The 18537-nt window shown below is 31.0% G+C and carries 14 protein-coding genes; 4 read left to right on the forward strand and 10 right to left on the reverse strand.

The features are described from left to right. The first annotated feature begins 24 nt into the window (after positions 1-24). The 4 genes from BA195_RS07705 (at position 25) to BA195_RS07720 (ending at position 4283) form a co-directional block, all read left to right on the forward strand. Entirely contained in the window at positions 25-2733 is a 2709-nt protein-coding gene (locus BA195_RS07705; RefSeq protein ID WP_176714971.1) for a putative LPS assembly protein LptD, read from the forward strand. Positions 2734-2773: 40 nt separating this feature from the next. Continuing rightward, a complete protein-coding gene (locus tag BA195_RS07710) occupies positions 2774-3154 on the forward strand; it encodes a Rid family detoxifying hydrolase (RefSeq protein ID WP_068704164.1) in 381 nt (126 codons plus the stop codon). A 48-nt stretch (positions 3155-3202) separates the two neighbouring features. Next, positions 3203-3769, forward strand: coding sequence for a Crp/Fnr family transcriptional regulator (locus BA195_RS07715; RefSeq protein ID WP_068704165.1), 567 nt, complete (start codon positions 3203-3205; stop codon positions 3767-3769). Positions 3770-3830: 61 nt separating this feature from the next. Beyond that, positions 3831-4283, forward strand: coding sequence for a DoxX family protein (locus tag BA195_RS07720; RefSeq protein ID WP_068704166.1), 453 nt, complete (start codon positions 3831-3833; stop codon positions 4281-4283). Between the two features lie 27 nt (positions 4284-4310). On the opposite strand, the gene BA195_RS07725 is transcribed toward BA195_RS07720, so the two are convergent. The 10 genes from BA195_RS07725 to BA195_RS07770 form a co-directional block, all read right to left on the reverse strand. Continuing rightward, positions 4311-4673 (reverse strand): methylglyoxal synthase, encoded by a 363-nt coding sequence (locus BA195_RS07725; protein WP_068704167.1) that lies wholly within the window; start codon positions 4671-4673, stop codon positions 4311-4313. A 67-nt stretch (positions 4674-4740) separates the two neighbouring features. After that, positions 4741-5733, reverse strand: coding sequence for a type I glyceraldehyde-3-phosphate dehydrogenase (gene gap, locus BA195_RS07730; protein WP_068704168.1), 993 nt, complete (start codon positions 5731-5733; stop codon positions 4741-4743). Between the two features lie 153 nt (positions 5734-5886). After that, complete coding sequence (gene gap / locus BA195_RS07735; protein WP_068704171.1) at positions 5887-6879, reverse strand: type I glyceraldehyde-3-phosphate dehydrogenase; 993 nt, start codon at positions 6877-6879, stop codon at positions 5887-5889. A gap of 23 nt (positions 6880-6902) precedes the next feature. Continuing rightward, complete coding sequence (pfkA, locus tag BA195_RS07740) at positions 6903-7886, reverse strand: 6-phosphofructokinase (RefSeq protein WP_068704173.1); 984 nt, start codon at positions 7884-7886, stop codon at positions 6903-6905. A gap of 69 nt (positions 7887-7955) precedes the next feature. After that, positions 7956-8834 carry a BadF/BadG/BcrA/BcrD ATPase family protein gene (locus BA195_RS07745; RefSeq protein ID WP_068704175.1) on the reverse strand — a complete coding sequence of 293 codons (879 nt, stop codon included), beginning with the start codon at positions 8832-8834 and terminating at the stop codon, positions 7956-7958. A 1-nt stretch (position 8835) separates the two neighbouring features. Continuing rightward, positions 8836-9417 carry a LacI family DNA-binding transcriptional regulator gene (locus BA195_RS07750; RefSeq protein ID WP_068704180.1) on the reverse strand — a complete coding sequence of 194 codons (582 nt, stop codon included), beginning with the start codon at positions 9415-9417 and terminating at the stop codon, positions 8836-8838. 110 nt (positions 9418-9527) lie between these two features. Continuing rightward, complete coding sequence (locus BA195_RS07755; protein WP_245662332.1) at positions 9528-11510, reverse strand: beta-N-acetylhexosaminidase; 1983 nt, start codon at positions 11508-11510, stop codon at positions 9528-9530. Between the two features lie 119 nt (positions 11511-11629). Next, complete coding sequence (gene nagB, locus BA195_RS07760; RefSeq protein ID WP_068704182.1) at positions 11630-13567, reverse strand: glucosamine-6-phosphate deaminase; 1938 nt, start codon at positions 13565-13567, stop codon at positions 11630-11632. A gap of 145 nt (positions 13568-13712) precedes the next feature. Next, the gene (locus BA195_RS07765) at positions 13713-15302 is read right to left on the reverse strand and encodes a SusD/RagB family nutrient-binding outer membrane lipoprotein (RefSeq protein ID WP_068704183.1); all 1590 of its coding nucleotides are present in this window, start codon (positions 15300-15302) and stop codon (positions 13713-13715) included. Between the two features lie 3 nt (positions 15303-15305). Beyond that, positions 15306-18389 carry a SusC/RagA family TonB-linked outer membrane protein gene (locus BA195_RS07770; RefSeq protein ID WP_068704184.1) on the reverse strand — a complete coding sequence of 1028 codons (3084 nt, stop codon included), beginning with the start codon at positions 18387-18389 and terminating at the stop codon, positions 15306-15308. Positions 18390-18537 lie beyond the last annotated feature (148 nt).

Genomic DNA, 18537 nt, shown 5'->3' on the forward strand with positions numbered 1-18537 from the left:
AACACAAAAATAGTATTTATAACATTGCGAACAAATCTAACTTACATACTTTTAGTTTTCTACCTTTTTTGTTTTCAATTAAGTGTAGCGCAAGATTTTGGTAACACTAAAACACCTAATCAAAAAACTAAAAAAAAGCCTTCTTTAGACACGCCTAAAGACTCTTTGCCTAAAATAAATTTAAAAGATCTTTTACCCATTAAAAAAGACTCCATCAATAACGATTCTATTAAACCCAAAGAAGTTATTGAAGGTATTATTACTCACAATGCTGAAGATTACACCATTCAAAACGCTAAAAACAAAACAGTAACTTTATATAATAATGCTCAAGTAACTTATACTGATATTGACTTAAAATCTGGTATAATTGTGTTAGATTATAAAAACAATACTGTTTATGCAAGAGGTATAAAAGATAGTTTAGGCTATCATCAACGACCAGTATTTAAACAAGGTGGTCAGGAATCAGAACAAGATTCAATTATATTTAACTTTAAAACTAAAAAGGCTTTAATTTATGGAGTAAAAACCGTGCAAGGTGAAATTATTACCTATGCTCAAAAAACAAAACGTGTAAATGACTCAACTATTTATATGCGTCGATTGCGTTTTACTACTTCAAAAAAGAAAATACCTGATTATTATATTCAAACAAATAAAGCAAAGTTAGTTCCTGGAAAAAAAATAATTGTAGGAGGTAGTAATTTAGTTTTAGCAGATGTACCTACACCAGTATATTTACCTTTTGCTTATTTTCCTATGACTAACAAAAGAACTTCTGGATTTATCATTCCTTCATGGGGAGATAGCAACACTCAAGGCTTCTTTTTACAAAATGGAGGATATTATTTTGCCCTAAGTGACTATTTTGACTTAACCCTTTTAGGAGATTTATACACCAATGGTAGTTGGGGATTACGAGCTGACTCAGATTATTATGTTCGTTATAAATTTAACGGAAACTTTAGTGTACGTTTTGAAAATATTATTAGAGGTCTTAGGGGCTTAAGTGATTATAGTAAATCATCGAACTTTAATATTCGATGGAGCCATAGTCAGGACGCAAAATCGAGTCCAAACTCTCGTTTTTCTGCTTCAGTTAATTTAGGTAGTAGTAAATACTATAGACAATCGTTAAATGAATTTAATAACTCTCAATTTTTAACCAATACTTTAAGCTCATCCATTTCTTACTATAAAAAGTTTGTTGGTACACCTTTTAATATTAACGTTACTGCTACCCATTCTCAAAACACGAATACTCAAAAAATAACAATGACGCTTCCATCTTTACAATTAAACATGGATCGTATATACCCTTTTGCAGGAAAAGACGGTGTTAAAAGAACACCTATTCAAAAAATGGGATTAAATTATAGCATGCAAGGTAAATATCAGATTAACACTACTGATGATGAATTTTTTACCGAAAAAATGTTTAGAACAGCAAAAAAGGGGATTCAACACAATTTAAGTACAAACACAAACATAAAAGCTTTCAAATACTTTACGTTATCACCAAGTATAAATTATAAAGAAGTTTGGTATTTTGATAAAATTAACAAACGATACGACCCTAATTTTGTAAATTCTAATGGAAATTTAGGAGCTGCTGTAAATGACACCATCAGTGGTTTTAACCGTTTTCATGAATACAATTTTGGTGCCTCGTTATCAACAAATATATACGGAACTTTTAATTTTAAAAAAGGACGATTAAAAGCCATTAGACACACTATAAGACCTTCTATTTCTTACGGATATCGACCTAATTTTGCGCAAGATCACGATTTAAAAGTACGACAAAATTCAGATCCTACCGATTTACTTACCTATTCTCCTTTTGAAGGAGGCATCTATGGTACTCCTGGTAGTGGTATTTCTAACTCTATCGGTATTTCGGTTAACAACGTTTTAGAAGCTAAGGTGGCCCCAAAAGACCCAGATAGTGATGAAGAAGATAAAAAAATAACCATTTTAAACAATTTAAACTTTAGTACTAGTTACAATATTGCTGCTGATAGTTTACGATGGAGTCCTGTAAGTGCAAATGCTGGTACTCGTTTATTTAAAGATAAATTAGCTTTAAATGTAAATGCTAGTTTTGATCCTTATCAAGTTAACGATAAAGGACAAAGAATAAATAGATTTAATGCTGGTATTTTAAGGCTTACACGCTTTGGAGTTACCGCAAACTATTCGTTATCGAGTAAAGATTTTGAAAAAAAAGAAGAAGGAAAAAAAGAAGACACCAAAAACAATGGTAACGGAGCCCAAGATACTCCTGATGTATTTGGTCAAAACATGTCTCCTACTAATGGTTTTGCAAATAATCCTAATAATCGACAAAACAACGAAGAAAACAAAACGAAAGAAACCGAATTATACAAAGCAAAAATTCCTTGGACATTAAATTTAGCCTACGCTATGAATTACTCAAACAACGGACTTGAAAGTAGTGTTGGTAGTAACTCTTTAATGTTTAGTGGTGATGTTGAATTATCTCCAAAATGGAAAGTTGGTTTTTCTTCTGGTTACGACATAAAAGATAACGCATTTACTTACACCAGGCTTTCTTTTTCTAGAGATTTAGATAGCTGGCGTTTAAACTTTAACTGGACTCCCTTTGGTATAAATTCTTCTTACAATTTCTTTATCGGTGTAAAATCTTCTATGCTAAGTGATTTAAAGTGGGATAAAAATAAACCACCTGATAGAGTTCTTTTCTAAAATATTATGAATAAAAACAACTTTTGAAAATAAAAAAAGAATGAAAAAAATTATAACGACTCACAAAGCTCCTGCTCCAATTGGCCCATACAATCAAGCTATTTTAAGCGGAAATACATTATATACCTCAGGTCAAATAGCGCTACACCCAACCACAGGGGAACTAGTTATAAATTCTATTGAAAACGAAACAAAACAGGTAATGGAAAACATGAAAGAAGTTTTAGCCGCTGCTGAAATGACTTTCGAAAACGTAGTAAAATCATCTATTTTTATATCAGACATGCATAACTTTTCTAAAATAAATGATGTTTATGCTCAATACTTTGATGAAACCACTGCACCTGCAAGAGAAACCGTTGAAGTTGCCAATTTACCTAAATTTGTAAATGTAGAAATTAGTATGATTGCTGTTAAATAGTAATTAAATTTAAGCTTAATTTTTTACTATTATCTTTTACAATAAAAAATGAACAATCTTAGAAAATTTATTGACACTATTTCGCCAATGAATGATATCGATTGGCAATTTTTCTCTTCAAAACTACAAGAAGTTAGGTTAAAAAATAATACAACACTATTAAAAGCTGGAAAGATAGAAAATCATCTATCATTTATTTCTAAAGGAATAGTAAGACTTTATATTCCAAATGTTAAATACGATTTAACATTTGGCTTTTTATTTGATAACGAATTTGTTACCGCTTATGATTCGTTTTTAACACAAACACCATCCAAATATCAAATAGAAACACTAACCGAAACAACCCTGTTAAAAATTTCAAATAACGATTTACAAGAAGTATACAACAATACAAGTAATGGAAATATTATTGGAAGAAAAATGGCCGAAAAAATGTTTCTATTAAAATCTAAAAGAGAACTCTCCTTATTAAATAAAAGCGCTGAAGAACGCTACCTAAATTTATTTACTGAAAGACCAATACTATTACAGCAAATTCCATTAAAATATATAGCCTCTTATATTGGAGTTACGCCACAAGCCTTAAGCAGAATAAGAAAACGTATTAGTTAACTTAGATTCATTTATTTTCCTTATTCTTTTCTGACATTTGTATTTATAAAATACAAAAAAAATGAAACCATTAACCGTTCTTTTATTAACTTTCGTAGTAGTTCTTTTTGTTATTAAATTTACACAAAAAGAACACAACTTTACTCTTTCAGCCAGAATAGCAATAGCAACAATGTTATTATTTACAGCTATAGGGCATTTTATTTTCACAAAAGGAATGTCAATGATGATTCCTAGCTTTATACCTTATAAAATAAATATTATTTATTTAACAGGTATATTTGAAATACTTTTAGCCGTAGGACTATTAATTCCCAAATTTCAAATAATTTCAGGATGGTTACTCATCATTTTCCTAGTTTTAATGCTACCTGCTAATATATATGCTTCATTAAACAAAATAAATTACCAAAAAGGTACATTTGATGGTAATGGACTTAGTTATCTATGGTTTAGAATACCCTTACAAATCCTTTTTATTATTTGGACCTATATTAGTTCTATTCGTTTTTAACCTTCCTTAAATTTAACTAACTAATTTTTAAATAGCTTTCATTAATAATTCTGCTGTCGCAGGATTAGTTGCTAACGGAACGTCATGTACATCACACAAACGCAACAACATGGTAATGTCTGGTTCATGTGGATGTTTTTCATGCGGATCTCTAAAAAACAATACCATATTACATAAACCTTCGGCTACTCTACTTGCTATTTGAGCATCACCACCATAAGGTCCTGATAAAAATTTTGTTACCTTAAAGCCTGCTTTTTCTGCTTTAGCTCCTGTAGTTCCAGTTGATATAAGTGTTATATTTTTTTGATGCAAAACGGTTTTATGTTCATTTAAAAACTGTACCATTTCTGCTTTCATGCCATCATGTGCAATAATTGCTATTTCCATAATTATAAAACTAATTAAAAATTCCCGCTAATAGCGGGAATCAATATTAAATTAAAATCATCTTTTTTTACAAAGATGCTGAATATTCTAATAAATCAACAATCTTCGTAGCATAACCAAATTCGTTATCGTACCAAGAAATTACTTTAAAAAAGTTTTCATTTAGTTCTAAACTTGCTTCAGCATCAATTACTGATGTTCTTGTTTCTGATACAAAATCTTGAGAAACTACCTCATCTTCAGTATAGCCTATAATACCTTTAAACTCATTTTCAGAGGCTGCTTTAAAAGCAACCATAATCTCATTTAATGAAGTTGCTTTTGCTGTTTTAAAAGTTAAATCAACTAGTGAAACATCAGCTACAGGAACCCTTACAGCCATTCCTGTTAACTTACCTAACATTTCAGGAATTACTTTTGTTACTGCTTTGGCTGCTCCTGTTGATGTTGGAATGATGTTATTTACTACCGAACGCCCTCTTCTCCATTTTTTATTAGGTCCATCTACCGTATTTTGAGTTGATGTTGCCGCATGCACCGTTGTCATTAATCCTTCTGTCATACCAAAATTATCATTAATAACCTTTACCAATGGTGCCAAACAGTTTGTTGTACAAGATGCATTTGAAAAAACATTTTCACTTGCTGTTAAATCAGTATGATTTACCCCCATTACATACATGTTTGCATCTTTAGAAGGTGCTGAAATTATTACTTTCTTCGCCCCTCCTTTTATATGCAATGCTGCTTTATCTTTATCTGTAAAAAAACCTGTTGATTCTATAATATATTCAGCCGATACCTCATTCCATTTTAAGTTTTCGGGATTTCTATCAGCTGTAACCCTAATTACTTTTCCGTTTACAATTAAATTGCCATCTTTTACTTCTACATCTCCTTTAAAACGCCCGTGAACAGAATCATATTTTAATAAATATGCTAAATAATCTACATCTAACAAATCATTAATTGCTACAATTTCTATATTATCTCTATTAATTGCCGAGCGAAAAGCTAGCCTACCTATCCTTCCAAATCCGTTAATTCCTATCTTAATCATTTTCTTTATATTTTGAATACTATGAGTCGTTTTATTAAAAAAAACTTAATTTTTTTCTTAAAAAAAAGAAGATTACAAATATAAAGATTATCGCAATAAAAAAACCTGATAATTATCAAAACTATCAGGCTATTTAACTTATGTAAATAAAGATTACAATGATGCAGAATACGTTAATAAATCAACAATTTTAGTTGCATAAGCATATTCGTTATCATACCATGATATCACCTTGTAAAAATTACTATTTAGTTCTAAACAAGCGTCGGCATCAACTATAGATGTTCTCGTATCAGACACAAAATCTTGCGAAACTACTTTATCTTCTGTATATCCCAAAACTCCTTTTAAACTACCTTCTGACGCTTCTTTTAAAACTGCTTTAATTTCTACTAAAGAGGTTGCTTTTTCAGTTTTAAAAGTTAAATCGACTAAAGATACATCAGCTACAGGAACCCTAACTGCCATTCCTGTTAATTTACCCTCTAATTCAGGAATTACTTTTGTTACTGCTTTTGCAGCTCCGGTTGATGCTGGAATTAGATTATTTAAAACCGACCTTCCTCTTCTTCTATCTCCATTCGGGCTATCAACTACTCCTTGTCCTGAAGTGGCTGCATGTATAGTTGTCATTAATCCTTCAACAATTCCGAATTTTTCATTTAATACTTTAGATAAGGGTGCCAAACAATTTGTTGTACATGATGCATTTGACACAATTGTATCTTCCTTTTTCATTTCGGTATGGTTAACACCCATTACAAACATTTTAGCATCTTTTGATGGCGCTGAAATGAATACTTTTTTTGCCCCTCCTTTAATATGTAGTCCTGCTTTTTCAGTTGTTAAAAAGAAACCTGTTGATTCAATTACATAATCAGCTCCTACCTCATTCCATTTTAAATTCTCTGGATTTCTTTCAGCAGTAACTCTAATTTTTTTTCCGTTTACAATTAATTGTCCGTCTTTTACAGTAACCTCACCGTTAAAACGCCCATGAACAGAATCATACTTTAATAAATATGCTAAATAATCGACATCTAGTAAATCGTTAATTGCAATAACTTCTACATTATCTCTATTAATTGCAGCTCTAAAAGCAATTCTACCTATTCTTCCAAATCCGTTAATTCCTATTTTAATCATATTTATTATTTTAATTTTCTGTTTTATGTAGTCATGATATCAGAAACTCGTAACAGTTCTAAATCAATACTATCTTGTCCTTTAATTGCTTTTTCTAAATCGGTAGTAATCACTTTATTATTTTGTAACCCTACCATTAAGTTTGTTTGATTATCTAATAAAAGTTCTACTGCTTTTACACCTAATCTACTTGCTAAAACTCTATCAAAACATGTTGGAGACCCTCCTCTTTGCATGTGTCCTAAAACCGAAACTCTAACTTCATACTCTGGTAGGTTTTTTTCTACGTAATCAGCTAATTCAAAAACATTTTTTCCTGTTTTATCTCCTTCTGATACCACTACAATACTTGATGATTTTCCGGTTCGTCTACTCTTTTTTAATGACTCTAACATTCTTTCTAGCCCTAAATTTTCTTCAGGCACTAGTATTTCTTCTGCTCCTGCACCAACTCCGGCATTTAAAGCTATAAACCCTGCATCCCTTCCCATCACCTCCACAAAAAACAATCGGTTATGTGATGATGCTGTATCTCTAATTTTATCAATAGCTTCAACCGCTGTATTTAAGGCGGTATCATACCCGATAGTGTGTGTGGTACCAGAAATATCATTATCTATTGTACCTGGTATTCCTATAATTGGAAAATTAAATTCTTTATTAAACACAACACCTCCTGTAAAAGAACCGTCTCCTCCAATTACAACTAGGGCATCGACTTTATGCTCTTTTAAATTTTCATAAGCTTTTTGCCTTCCTTCTTTAGTTCTAAAATCTTTTGATCTTGCTGATTTTAGTATAGTACCTCCTTTATGAATAATATTATTAACGCTACGAGCCGTGAACGGAACTAAATCGCCTTCTATTAAACCTTGATACCCTCTGTAAATTCCCATGCATTCAGTACGGTAATAGGCACATGCTCTTACCACCGATCTAATTGCCGCGTTCATGCCAGGAGAATCCCCTCCTGAGGTCATGACTGCTATTTTTTTTATTTTTCCCATAAGATGAATATCAAATTTACTCATTTTAAATTATTTTAAATACAGAGAAATATTACCAAAAAGCATTACTTATGCTAATTTTTTTAAAAAAGAATTATCGTCTTTTATTGATTCTATAAACGCTATTAATGGTCTTCTAATAAAGTTTTCAGGTGCTTTTATTTGTCTTTTTTCTAATACTTCTTTTATTATTTCTCGGGCATGGTATCCTATAGATCCAATAAAATATATAGGTACTTTATTTAACTCATTACTATACTTAAGCAACTGCTTATCAATAAATTCAGATATACAACTGGTTATTATACTTTTAGCATACGGATGCTCAATATTTTCAAATAGAAAACGAGCGTATTTGGCTAAATATTTATTAGGCATTTTTGATCCGTATAATTTAGAAAGTACTTTATCGTTATTTAAATTAAATTCTTTTTCTAACGAAAACTTTAAATCTTCCGGTAATTCTTTATAATAATAAGCTCTTAAAACTTCTTTTCCTAAATGATTACCACTACCTTCATCCATTAAAATATATCCCATTGCTTTTACTCTCTGCTCAATTGTTTTTCCATTAAAAAAACAGCAATTAGAGCCTGTACCTAAAATAGCTACCACCGATGGTTTACGTGATGCTGACAGTACTGCCAACATTAAATCTTCTTTAACTACTATTTTTGATAAATTATTAAAATAGCTATTAAACACTTTTTTTACTTTTCGTTCTGCTTTTATATTATTGCAACCTGCTCCAAAAAAAAAAACAGCAGTTATTTCATTTTTAAACTCATTCAACTCTTTACTATTCGTAAGAATTTGATGAATACTTTTTTTCTTTAAAACAGAAGGGTTTACACCTGCCGTTCTTAACCTTTTGACAACCTTATTATTTATAAGTTCATACAAAAACCAATCACATTTTGTAGAACCACTATCTGCTATTAAAATCACCTTAAGAAGCTTTTAATTGTACATTATTTTGTCTTATCCTAACGATTAAATCGTTTACTATTTTTTTACCATAATTGGTTGTCAACTCTTTAGTATCTTCTGTAACAACATTCTTTTTATTTATTATTGTAAATGGAGTATTACTTTTTGAAATATTATAATAACTTTTATTACCTGCTAAATATTTTTCTGAAAAAAAAGAGGTGCAAACAATTAACCCGTCAATAATATCTTCTGATAATAATTTAATATAATTCACTTCTTTATTAGGATTATTACAAGTTTGATATATCATAACCCGATGACTATTTTCACTTGTTTCTTCTGTTATTCCGTTTACTAAATTGTAAAAAAAATCGTTTCTAAAATCAGGAATAATAACACCTATTATGAAGTTTTTTTTCTTTTTTAAATTTCGTGCAAAAAAATTAGGTGTATAATTTAACGCTGAGGCTATTTTTATTATTTTCTCTTTAGTTAGTGTACTAATTTCATGACTATCATTCAAAGCTTTTGAGACTGTTGATATCGAAAATCCTGTTTCTAAAGCTATATTTTTTAGTGTTACTGTGTTTTGTTGCATTTTTAAAAAGATTTTTCGCTGATTTATAGATAAAAGATTCAAAAAAAATCTTTATCAACTTATATTATATATCATTTCTTTACCCTTCACTTAACATGAATCGGTTACATTCAAGTTAACTTTTTTACTAATTTTTCTAATGAAGAATAAACCATTAACTCTGTATCCTCAAGCGGGTTACTTAATTTTTTTAAAGTTTTTTGAAGTTCCATATTTTCTTTTTTATTAAAAGATTGCCCTTCTTTTAAAACTTTTAAAAGTAATAAGGAGACGTTGTTTAAATCACTATAAGATGTTTTTATGTTTTTTAATAACGGATTGTTTGGTATTGTTGAAAAATTACTAAACCCTTGAGTCCATCTTTGAAGTAAAATAATTATCTCTTCTTTACTTTCATTTGATGCCTCTTTTAAAAATATTTCGGTTGCTTTATTAAAAGTAATCGCATCTACAGCATCGGTTGAACAAGCATCTGCAAAAAGTGTAAATGGTGAAAACGTTTTGTACTCTGTACCGCCTTTGTTTCTTGAATATACTTTTAAAGGCTCGTAAATATTAGTCAATATTTTTAACGAAGTAACATCTTTTGTTTTGCTGATGTTTCTTAAAATAAATTCTTTATTTTTAAGATGCGTAATTCCTAATTCTTCTAATTGACCATTAACAACAGTTAATCTTTTTCGCATATTATCAACATCTGTCACTTTTTTTGAAGACCAAAATCGTTCTGCAATAGCAGCGGTTCTTGGCCAAATTCTAGAATCAATTGTAAGCGGAGTTACCAACTCACTCCACATGGTTGCCTCAGCTCCTAAAACTCTTTTTCGCTCTTCTTTAGTTAGTATCGCATCTCCTATAGGATCTACTGAATAATGATGTTCTACCGACAACATTCTATCAATATAATATCCGTTAGAAAGTACGGTTTGATATCCTTTTTTAGCAGCTTCTATTAAAGTACTTTGTTTTAATCCTTCGTGTTTTCCTCTCCAAGAATGAATCACTGCTGTAGTTGGTAAAGATGGTGTTAATATTTCATCCCAACCCATTAACTTTTTATCTAACTTTTTTAATATTTTTTCTAATCTGATGTTAAAAAAAGTTTGTAAATCATGGTTTGTTTTTAAATCGTGCTTCTTTTTAAATGCTTGAATTTCTATATTTTCATCCCAATGTTTCCCTTCATTTTCATCACCTCCAATATGAAAATATTCATCTGGAAACAACGGTGCTATTTCTCTAAATATGGTTTCTAAAAATAAATAAGTAACTTCTTTAGACGGATTTAATGTTGGATCAAAAACTCCAGAAAAACGCTCAACACCGTACTCATAATTATCTTTACTTCCTAACTGTGGATAAGCTGCTAATATTGCTGATGCATGCCCAGGGACATCAAATTCAGGTACTACTCTAATTCCTAATTTGGTAGCGTAATTAACTACATCTTTAATTTGTTCTTGCGTATAATACAATCCGTCGGCTGCAATTTCTTGTAATTTTGGATACACCTTCGACTCTACCCTAAACCCTTGATCATCTGTCAAATGCCAATGAAAAACATTTAACTTTACCGATGCCATGGCTCTTAAATTTCTTTTAATTACATCTATTGGCTGAAAATGTCTTGAAACATCAATCATTAAACCTCTCCAAACAAAACGAGGTGAATCTTTTATTTCAACCCCAGCTATATAAAAAGAATTTTTATCAAAATTTACTAATTGCAATATTGTTTCTAAAGCTCTTATTGCGCCAATATCAGTATTTGCAACAATCTCAATTTGACTCTTATTTACATGAATAATATATGATTCATCTGTATCAGAATTTAAAGCACTTACATTTTTAAAAGTAATTTTAACCGTTGCTTTTTCTTTTTTTACCAAAGGAAACCCCTCGTTAATAAAAACACCCGTTCTATTCGTTACTCTTCTAATAAAATTAGTTGCATATTCATAAATTCTACTCTCTTTTTTAGACAAACTAATCGTAAAATTTTCATCAACAATTACCTTATTTTTATTTTCTATTATTTCTTGTGGCCAAGGCATTAAATTATATTTTTTTGATAATTTATGTTGACTAGTCATACTTAAGAAACAAAGTAAGAAAACTATATAAAGCTTTTTTATTATTATTTTTAACATCTATTATTATTTTTCTGAAAATTTTACGACTATTGTTCTGCTTATCTTATATTTTTTTTGTTTTAAAAGTGGTATCTTTTAAATGCCTCGATAGCTGCGTAATTAGCCATTCCTAATTTATGATATCTTTCTGCTGTTAATCTATTTCTATCTTCAGCTCTTACCCAAAATTCTCTAGCATCGTTTCCTTGAAACATAACACCATCTTTTTGAGATTGATGGTAAAAAATTGCGTGACGCTTTTTTATTACCTGATCAGGACTCATAGGTACTGCCATTTCAATTTCATGTGATCCCCATTCAAACCAAGCTCCTCTATACAACCAAACCCAACAGTCTTTCATATACTCTTTAGTTTTAAGTATTTCTATCGCTTCAAACAAAGCATCTAAACACACTTTATGAGTTCCATGTGGATCTGCTAAATCACCTGCGGCATAAATTTGATGCGGCTTAATATCTTCTATCAAAGCACACATAATATCTAAATCATCTTTTGACAGATTATTTTTTTTTACCTTTCCTGTTTCATAAAAAGGAAGGTTTAAAAAGTGAACATTCGAATCTTCAAGGCTTAAGTATCTTGTTGCAGCTAATGATTCTGCTCTTCTAATTCCACCTTTTAACATTCTAACCTCTGGGGAATCAATATGATTTAATGTTTTATTTTTAATACTTTTTATAATCGCATCTAAACCTTCATGATCTGATGTTAATGTTTTTGCTACCTCTGCAAATTTTAAAGCGTCGCTGTCTGCTACTGCAATATTACCTGATGTTTGATAAGCGATATGCACTTCATGACCTTGTTCAACCAAACGATCAAATGTTCCTCCCATAGAAATAACGTCATCATCTGGGTGCGGACTAAAAATAAGTACTCGTTTTTTTGAGGGTGTTGCTCTTTCAGGGCGATTACTATCATCTGCATCTGGCTTACCTCCTGGCCAACCTGTAATTGTATGTTGTAACTTATTAAATATCTTTATGTTAAAATCATAAGCACTTCCCCCTTCTTCTGATAATAAACCAGACATACCGTGCTGGTTGTAGTCTTTATCAGTAAGTTTTAAAATTGGTTTATCAACTTCTTCACTTAACCAAAACACTGCTTTTTTCTTTAATTCTTCTGTCCAAACACATGATGTTACTAACCAAGGTGTTTTAATTCTTGTTAACTCTGTTGATGCTTCTGCATCAAGAATAAAAGTTGCATTTTTATGTTTTTGTAAATAACTAGCTGGTATTTGCGATGTTATTTCTCCTTCAATTGTTTCTTTAATAACTGCAGCTTTGTTAATACCCCAAGCTAGCAACACAACTCTCTTTGCGTTTCTAATGGTATTAATACCCATGGTTATTGCTTTTCTAGGTACATTATCTATCCCTAAAAAACTAGGTGCTGCATCTTGTCGTGTTATATGATCTAAGGTTATACTTCTTGTTCCTGAATTATAATGCGATCCTGGCTCATTAAAACCTACATGACCAGTTCTACCAATACCTAACAATTGAAAATCTAACCCTCCTGATTCTTTTATTTTCAACTCATAATCTACACAATATTGATGAATTTCTTCTGCCTTTATTGTACCGTCTGGAACATTGATGTTTTCTGGTAATATATCAATATGATTAAATAAATGTTCGTGCATAAAATAATGATAACTCTGCACATCATCTGGTTGCATTGGCCAATACTCATCTAAGTTAAAAGTAACTACATTGGCAAAACTCAATCCCTCTTCATTATGTAAGCGAACTAACTCTTCATATACTTTAATAGGTGAAGATCCGGTTGCTAAACCTAAAACGCATTTTTTATTTTCGCTCTCTTTTTGTTTTATCAGCTCAGCTATTTCATTAGCTACAATCTTTGAAGCTTCAAGAGAATTGTTAAAAATTATATTATGATTTTTCTCATAACGAGTCTCCTCAAATTGACCTGCAGGTTGATATACTATACTTTGGTGATTATATATTTGTACGTCTTTAATCATCGTATTTGTTTTTAGTAAATTTAATGGCTATCTCTTTTTTTTGCTAACTTTTTCGACTAAAAGCTAAAAAAAAGGCATAAAAAACAACCAGAAATACATGATGTACTTCTGGTTGTATTATTCAAATAAAAAAACAGTGTGCTACTTAAAAATTTGATGCTCCGGTATCCCACCAAAGTCTTGTACCTCCATTATCTGGACCATTCAAATACCCAACAGCGGTTGTTACATTTGCTCCATTAGTATTCTTTTCAATATCTACAAAGTTAATACGACGCACTTGAATATTGGTATCAATATCTCCTCCACTATTATTTACAACAACAGGGAAAACTCTTGGATATCCTGTTCTTCTGAATTCTGACCAAGCTTCTTGCCCATCAGGAAACATTGCAATCCATTTTTGAGTAATTATTTGCTCTAACTGCTCTTCATTAGAACCAGCATCGTTATAAGCTACTTTTACATCACTTGCATACGCTATATCATTTGCATTATTTAACGCATCTACAAAATCGTTTGGTGTACTTGTATTATCTGCTAAATAAGCATCTACTCCCGAAGAACCATGCTGCATGAAAGAAGCTCTTACTCCTGCTTCGTAATTCATTTTAGCATCTCCGGCTCCTGCCCAACCTCTTAAAGCTGCTTCTGCTTTTAAGAAAAACACCTCTGCTGTTGTTAACCATACTTTACTATTAGCATTTGTAACAATATTTCCTATTGCAGAATGATGTTCATACTGAGATTTAGCAGTAATATCAATTCCTTGACGAATCCCTTTATAATCACTTAAAGTCACATCAACTGGGATATTAAAATATTCACTTATTCTATTATCATTAAATCCTTTTAAAATGACTTCCATTTCCGCACTCATTCTAATATCTCTCCACCCACTAATTGTTGCTATTGGATGCGTAAAGCCTCCCATATCAACTGTCATTGTTTCAGTAATAAAACCAGCATCACTTGCTAAGGCTTTTTCTCCTTCAGTTTTTGCTAAAGCTTGATCTGTCTTAGAAACTCTAATAGCTAATCGCAATCGTACTGAATTTGCAAAAGCTCTCCATAATGCAATATCTCCTCCTAAATTAGATTCGTCAAAAGGAATAAATTGTACATCTCCTTCATACTGTTTTAAACCATCTATAGCTTCATCTAAATCTGCAAAGAAAGCTTTATATGCATTTTCTTGAGAATCGTACTCTCCGGTAGTTGCATAATCATCATATTTTGAATATCGTATTGGCCCGAAATTATCAGACACCCTATGCATTGCCATTACCTTAATAATGTTTGCTAAAAAGATAAATTTCTCTCCACCTGCTGAGTTTGTTAACTCAACCTGTTCTTTTATACCCCTAGCATAAGGCATCACTCCGTTCCCATTCTCCGCGTCATAAGCATCCGTCCATATAAAACCATTCCATCCATTAACTAAAGCATAAGTCTGGTTGTTTATATTTCCTGCAAACGGAGTTGGAGAAGCCATGTAACCAGAAAAAATATCTGCACTTAAATTTTGTTGCAATTGATAATTCCAAGCTGGTTCAACACGAATTACATTTGAGAACATTGGTGAAAACCTAGATCCGATATGGTTATTTCTTTGCGTTAAACTTTCGTTAGATATTTTGTTTGGATCGGTATTAATCCCTGTAAAATCATCTGTACATGCATTAACAATAACTAAAACTATTAATAGCTGTATATATTTAATTGTTTTTTTCATTTCTTAAAAGTTTATATTAACATTAACTCCAATACTTCTTGTTGATGGTTGATTATAAATATCAACCCCTTGCAAACCTATACCTGTACTTGCAGAAATATTTGGATCAAATGGAGCCTCTTTGTAAAAGAAGAATAAATTATTTGCTATTAGTGATAATCTTACACTTTTAAAGAAATCATTTTTTACAGGTAGTTTATATCCAATAGATAATTCTCTTAAACTTACATTAGTCGCATCATACACATACTCGCCTAACATACCATCTCTACCACCTATTGTATTATAATAACTCTGTGCAGTAATTTGAGATCCAACACCTGCTTGATCCACAACGTTAATCATTCCTCCATTAATATTTCTAGCATCAGCAGTTGCTTGTGAAACACCATACTTATCATTTACAGCTTCTGTTACACTTACTACATCTCCTCCGAATTTACCATCAATTAAAAAACTAAACGTAAAGTTTTTATAATCAAAAGTATTACTCCAACCTAAAGTAAAATCTGGTTGCGCATGAGCTATTGTTTCAAAATCAGTAGATTCTAAAGTTCCTGATGCATTAACTACTGGCACTCCATTAGCATCTCTTACTAAAGAACGTCCTTTAATACTACCAAAGTCTTCTCCTTCAATTAATGAAAACTCATAACCATTAACACCTCTTGCTGTAATAATAGCTTCTCCGTTCTGTAGTGATGGATGTACTGCTACTACTTCATTTTTATTTTGTGCAAAATTCAATGCTGAATTCCATGTAAAATTATCATTCTGAATAGGCTTACCATTTAATACTAATTCGATACCTTTATTTGATATCTCTCCCGCATTTACGATATTTTGTGAATATCCGTTTGGATTAGGTGCCGCTTGAATAAAAAATATTTGATTTTCAGTTTTAGTATTATAATATGTTAATTCTAAACCTAAACGATTATTTAAAAATCGCCATTCTGTACCAATTTCAAACGCTTTTTGTCTTTCTGGTTTTAATGTTTCCCCTTCAATTGGAGCAAAAGTTGGAGAACTTACAGAGGTATTTGTTTGATTTATTGAATTTAAAGGTATCGTTGCATAAACAGGAATATCTTTACCCACCTCAGCATAAGAAACTCTAACTTTTGCAAAATTAATTGCTTCTGGCATTTCAAACATTTCTGATAAAACCCCTGTTAAACCTACTGATGGATAAAAAAACGAGGTAGACTCTGTGTTTACTAATGTAGAAGACCAATCTGTTCGACCTGTTATATCTAAAAACAGCCTCTTTTTGTACCCAAAGTTTGCTGATGCAAATACAGATTGTACTTCTCTATTTCCTACTGATTGTCTAATATTATTAGTTGTTGCAAAATTTGCTATTGTAAATTCATTAGGGAAATTTAATCCCATTCCGTCTCTTCCTGAATCTAATAAAACTTGATCTCCAATAGTATACTTAGTTAAACTAGTACCTAACAATCCTGTAAAACTTATATTTTCTGAAAAATCCTTAGAATAATTTGCGATTAAATCAACATACTGTTGTGTGTTTTCAGTTTTTTCTAACACATATCTTCCATTATCACCAGAATTTACAGGATCTGTACCTGCATACTCTCTCTTATCAAAAGTAAAAAATGATTTATCATAACTAACTCTTGATTGTAACGAAAAATCATCTGTTATTTGATATTTAGCAGACACATTTGCTAAAATTCTTTGCGCAACATCTTTACTTAAATTTCTATTAACTAACCAATATGGATTTTGTTGAATATTCTCATCAAATGAGGTCGTATATTGATCCATCATATTCGTTACTTGATTAAAATACTCAAATTTATTTTTGTAAATATCTCTATCAATTCCAACAGGATGCAAATAAACACCTGTTAATGCATTTGCATACAAACCATTGGTAGGTCTGTTATTAATTCTTTGATCCGACAAGTTAATACTAGCTGAAATATCAATTTTATCATTTAAAAACTTAGCTGTTTCTCTTAACGTTACATTGTTTTTAATTAATTTATTTTGAGGTATTACTCCTTCTGCTAAGGTATTAGCATAAGAAAAGTATGTTTGTACTTTAGCGTTACCCGATGTTAAAGCTATTGAATTGATTGCTGTATAACCCGTATTAAAAAAACTTTTAGCATCATTAGATAATCCTGCAGTTTTTGCCCCCCATGATTTAGGATCTGCTACATTACCATTTTCAGCAATCGCACCTCCAACAGAAGCTGATTGATATTCTGATTGCAACTTAGGCAAAGACATTACATTATCAACCGTAAAACTAGATGATACGTTTACTGACAATCTACCCTCTTTACCTTTTTTTGTGGTAACTAAAATTACACCATTTGCTCCTTGACTACCATATAAAGCTGATGCTGACGCACCTTTTAATACCGTAATAGACTCAACATCATCAGGATTAATTAAAGACATAGCATCTCCACCATCTCTATTTCCTGTTTGACTACCAAAAATATCAGTTCCTGGCTCTGATCCGTTAGAACCATTACCACTATTTAACATTGGCACACCGTCAATAACATATAAAGGATCATTGTTTGTTGTAGAAGAATTACCTCTTAAAACAACTTTAGCAGCCCCTCCTAAACCAGAAGAACTTCTTGTAATAGTAACCCCAGCAGATTTACCTGACAAACTATTAATAGGATTTGTTTGCTTTACTTTGGTTAATTCATCACCTTTTACTTCTTGTGCAGAATAAGTAAGCGCTTTCTTTTCTTTTTTAATACCTAAAGCAGTTACAACCACCTCATCTAAGACGTTATCATTTTCTAATGACACATTAACAACATTAGCATCTCCTACTGTTACCGATGCTGTTTTCATACCTACAAACGAAAAGACTAAAACATCTCCTTTGGCAGCCTTTACACTATATTTTCCATCGAAATCTGTTTCAGCACCCTTAGTTGTATTGCTTATTACTACACTTACACCTGGTAAAGGTTCCTTGTCAGTGGCTGACATTACTGTTCCTGTAATTGTTTTTTCTTGTGCTAACGAGTTGTAGGTTAACATCAACGAAAAACAAAAGAATAACAGGTTTTTAATTTTTTTCATAAAATAAAAGTTAATTATTTGTTTTGTTAAATTTAGGTTAAATAAAAAAAGACTTTAAAAAAAAATATACGAACGACTTAAAAACAAGAACAAACAACATGTTTTTTATAAAAATGACAATTCTATAAATTTTCTTATTGTTTATTAC

It is taken from the genome of Tenacibaculum soleae (assembly GCF_001693415.1).
Taxonomy (GTDB): domain Bacteria; phylum Bacteroidota; class Bacteroidia; order Flavobacteriales; family Flavobacteriaceae; genus Polaribacter; species Polaribacter soleae.

What these genes read in the sequence shown, in the direction of transcription:
- gap (WP_068704168.1), bottom strand. Translation starts at nt 5,733, where the DNA reads ATGATTAAGATAGGAATTAACGGATTTGGAAGGATAGGTAGGCTAGCT.
- gap (WP_068704171.1), bottom strand. Translation starts at nt 6,879, where the DNA reads ATGATTAAAATAGGAATTAACGGATTTGGAAGAATAGGTAGAATTGCT.
- BA195_RS07755 (WP_245662332.1), bottom strand. Translation starts at nt 11,510, where the DNA reads ATGACTAGTCAACATAAATTATCAAAAAAATATAATTTAATGCCTTGG.
- BA195_RS07765 (WP_068704183.1), bottom strand. Translation starts at nt 15,302, where the DNA reads ATGAAAAAAACAATTAAATATATACAGCTATTAATAGTTTTAGTTATT.
- BA195_RS07770 (WP_068704184.1), bottom strand. Translation starts at nt 18,389, where the DNA reads ATGAAAAAAATTAAAAACCTGTTATTCTTTTGTTTTTCGTTGATGTTA.
- BA195_RS07750 (WP_068704180.1), bottom strand. Translation starts at nt 9,417, where the DNA reads ATGCAACAAAACACAGTAACACTAAAAAATATAGCTTTAGAAACAGGA.
- BA195_RS07710 (WP_068704164.1), top strand. Translation starts at nt 2,774, where the DNA reads ATGAAAAAAATTATAACGACTCACAAAGCTCCTGCTCCAATTGGCCCA.
- BA195_RS07725 (WP_068704167.1), bottom strand. Translation starts at nt 4,673, where the DNA reads ATGGAAATAGCAATTATTGCACATGATGGCATGAAAGCAGAAATGGTA.
- BA195_RS07715 (WP_068704165.1), top strand. Translation starts at nt 3,203, where the DNA reads ATGAACAATCTTAGAAAATTTATTGACACTATTTCGCCAATGAATGAT.
- nagB (WP_068704182.1), bottom strand. Translation starts at nt 13,567, where the DNA reads ATGATTAAAGACGTACAAATATATAATCACCAAAGTATAGTATATCAA.
- BA195_RS07720 (WP_068704166.1), top strand. Translation starts at nt 3,831, where the DNA reads ATGAAACCATTAACCGTTCTTTTATTAACTTTCGTAGTAGTTCTTTTT.
- pfkA (WP_068704173.1), bottom strand. Translation starts at nt 7,886, where the DNA reads ATGGGAAAAATAAAAAAAATAGCAGTCATGACCTCAGGAGGGGATTCT.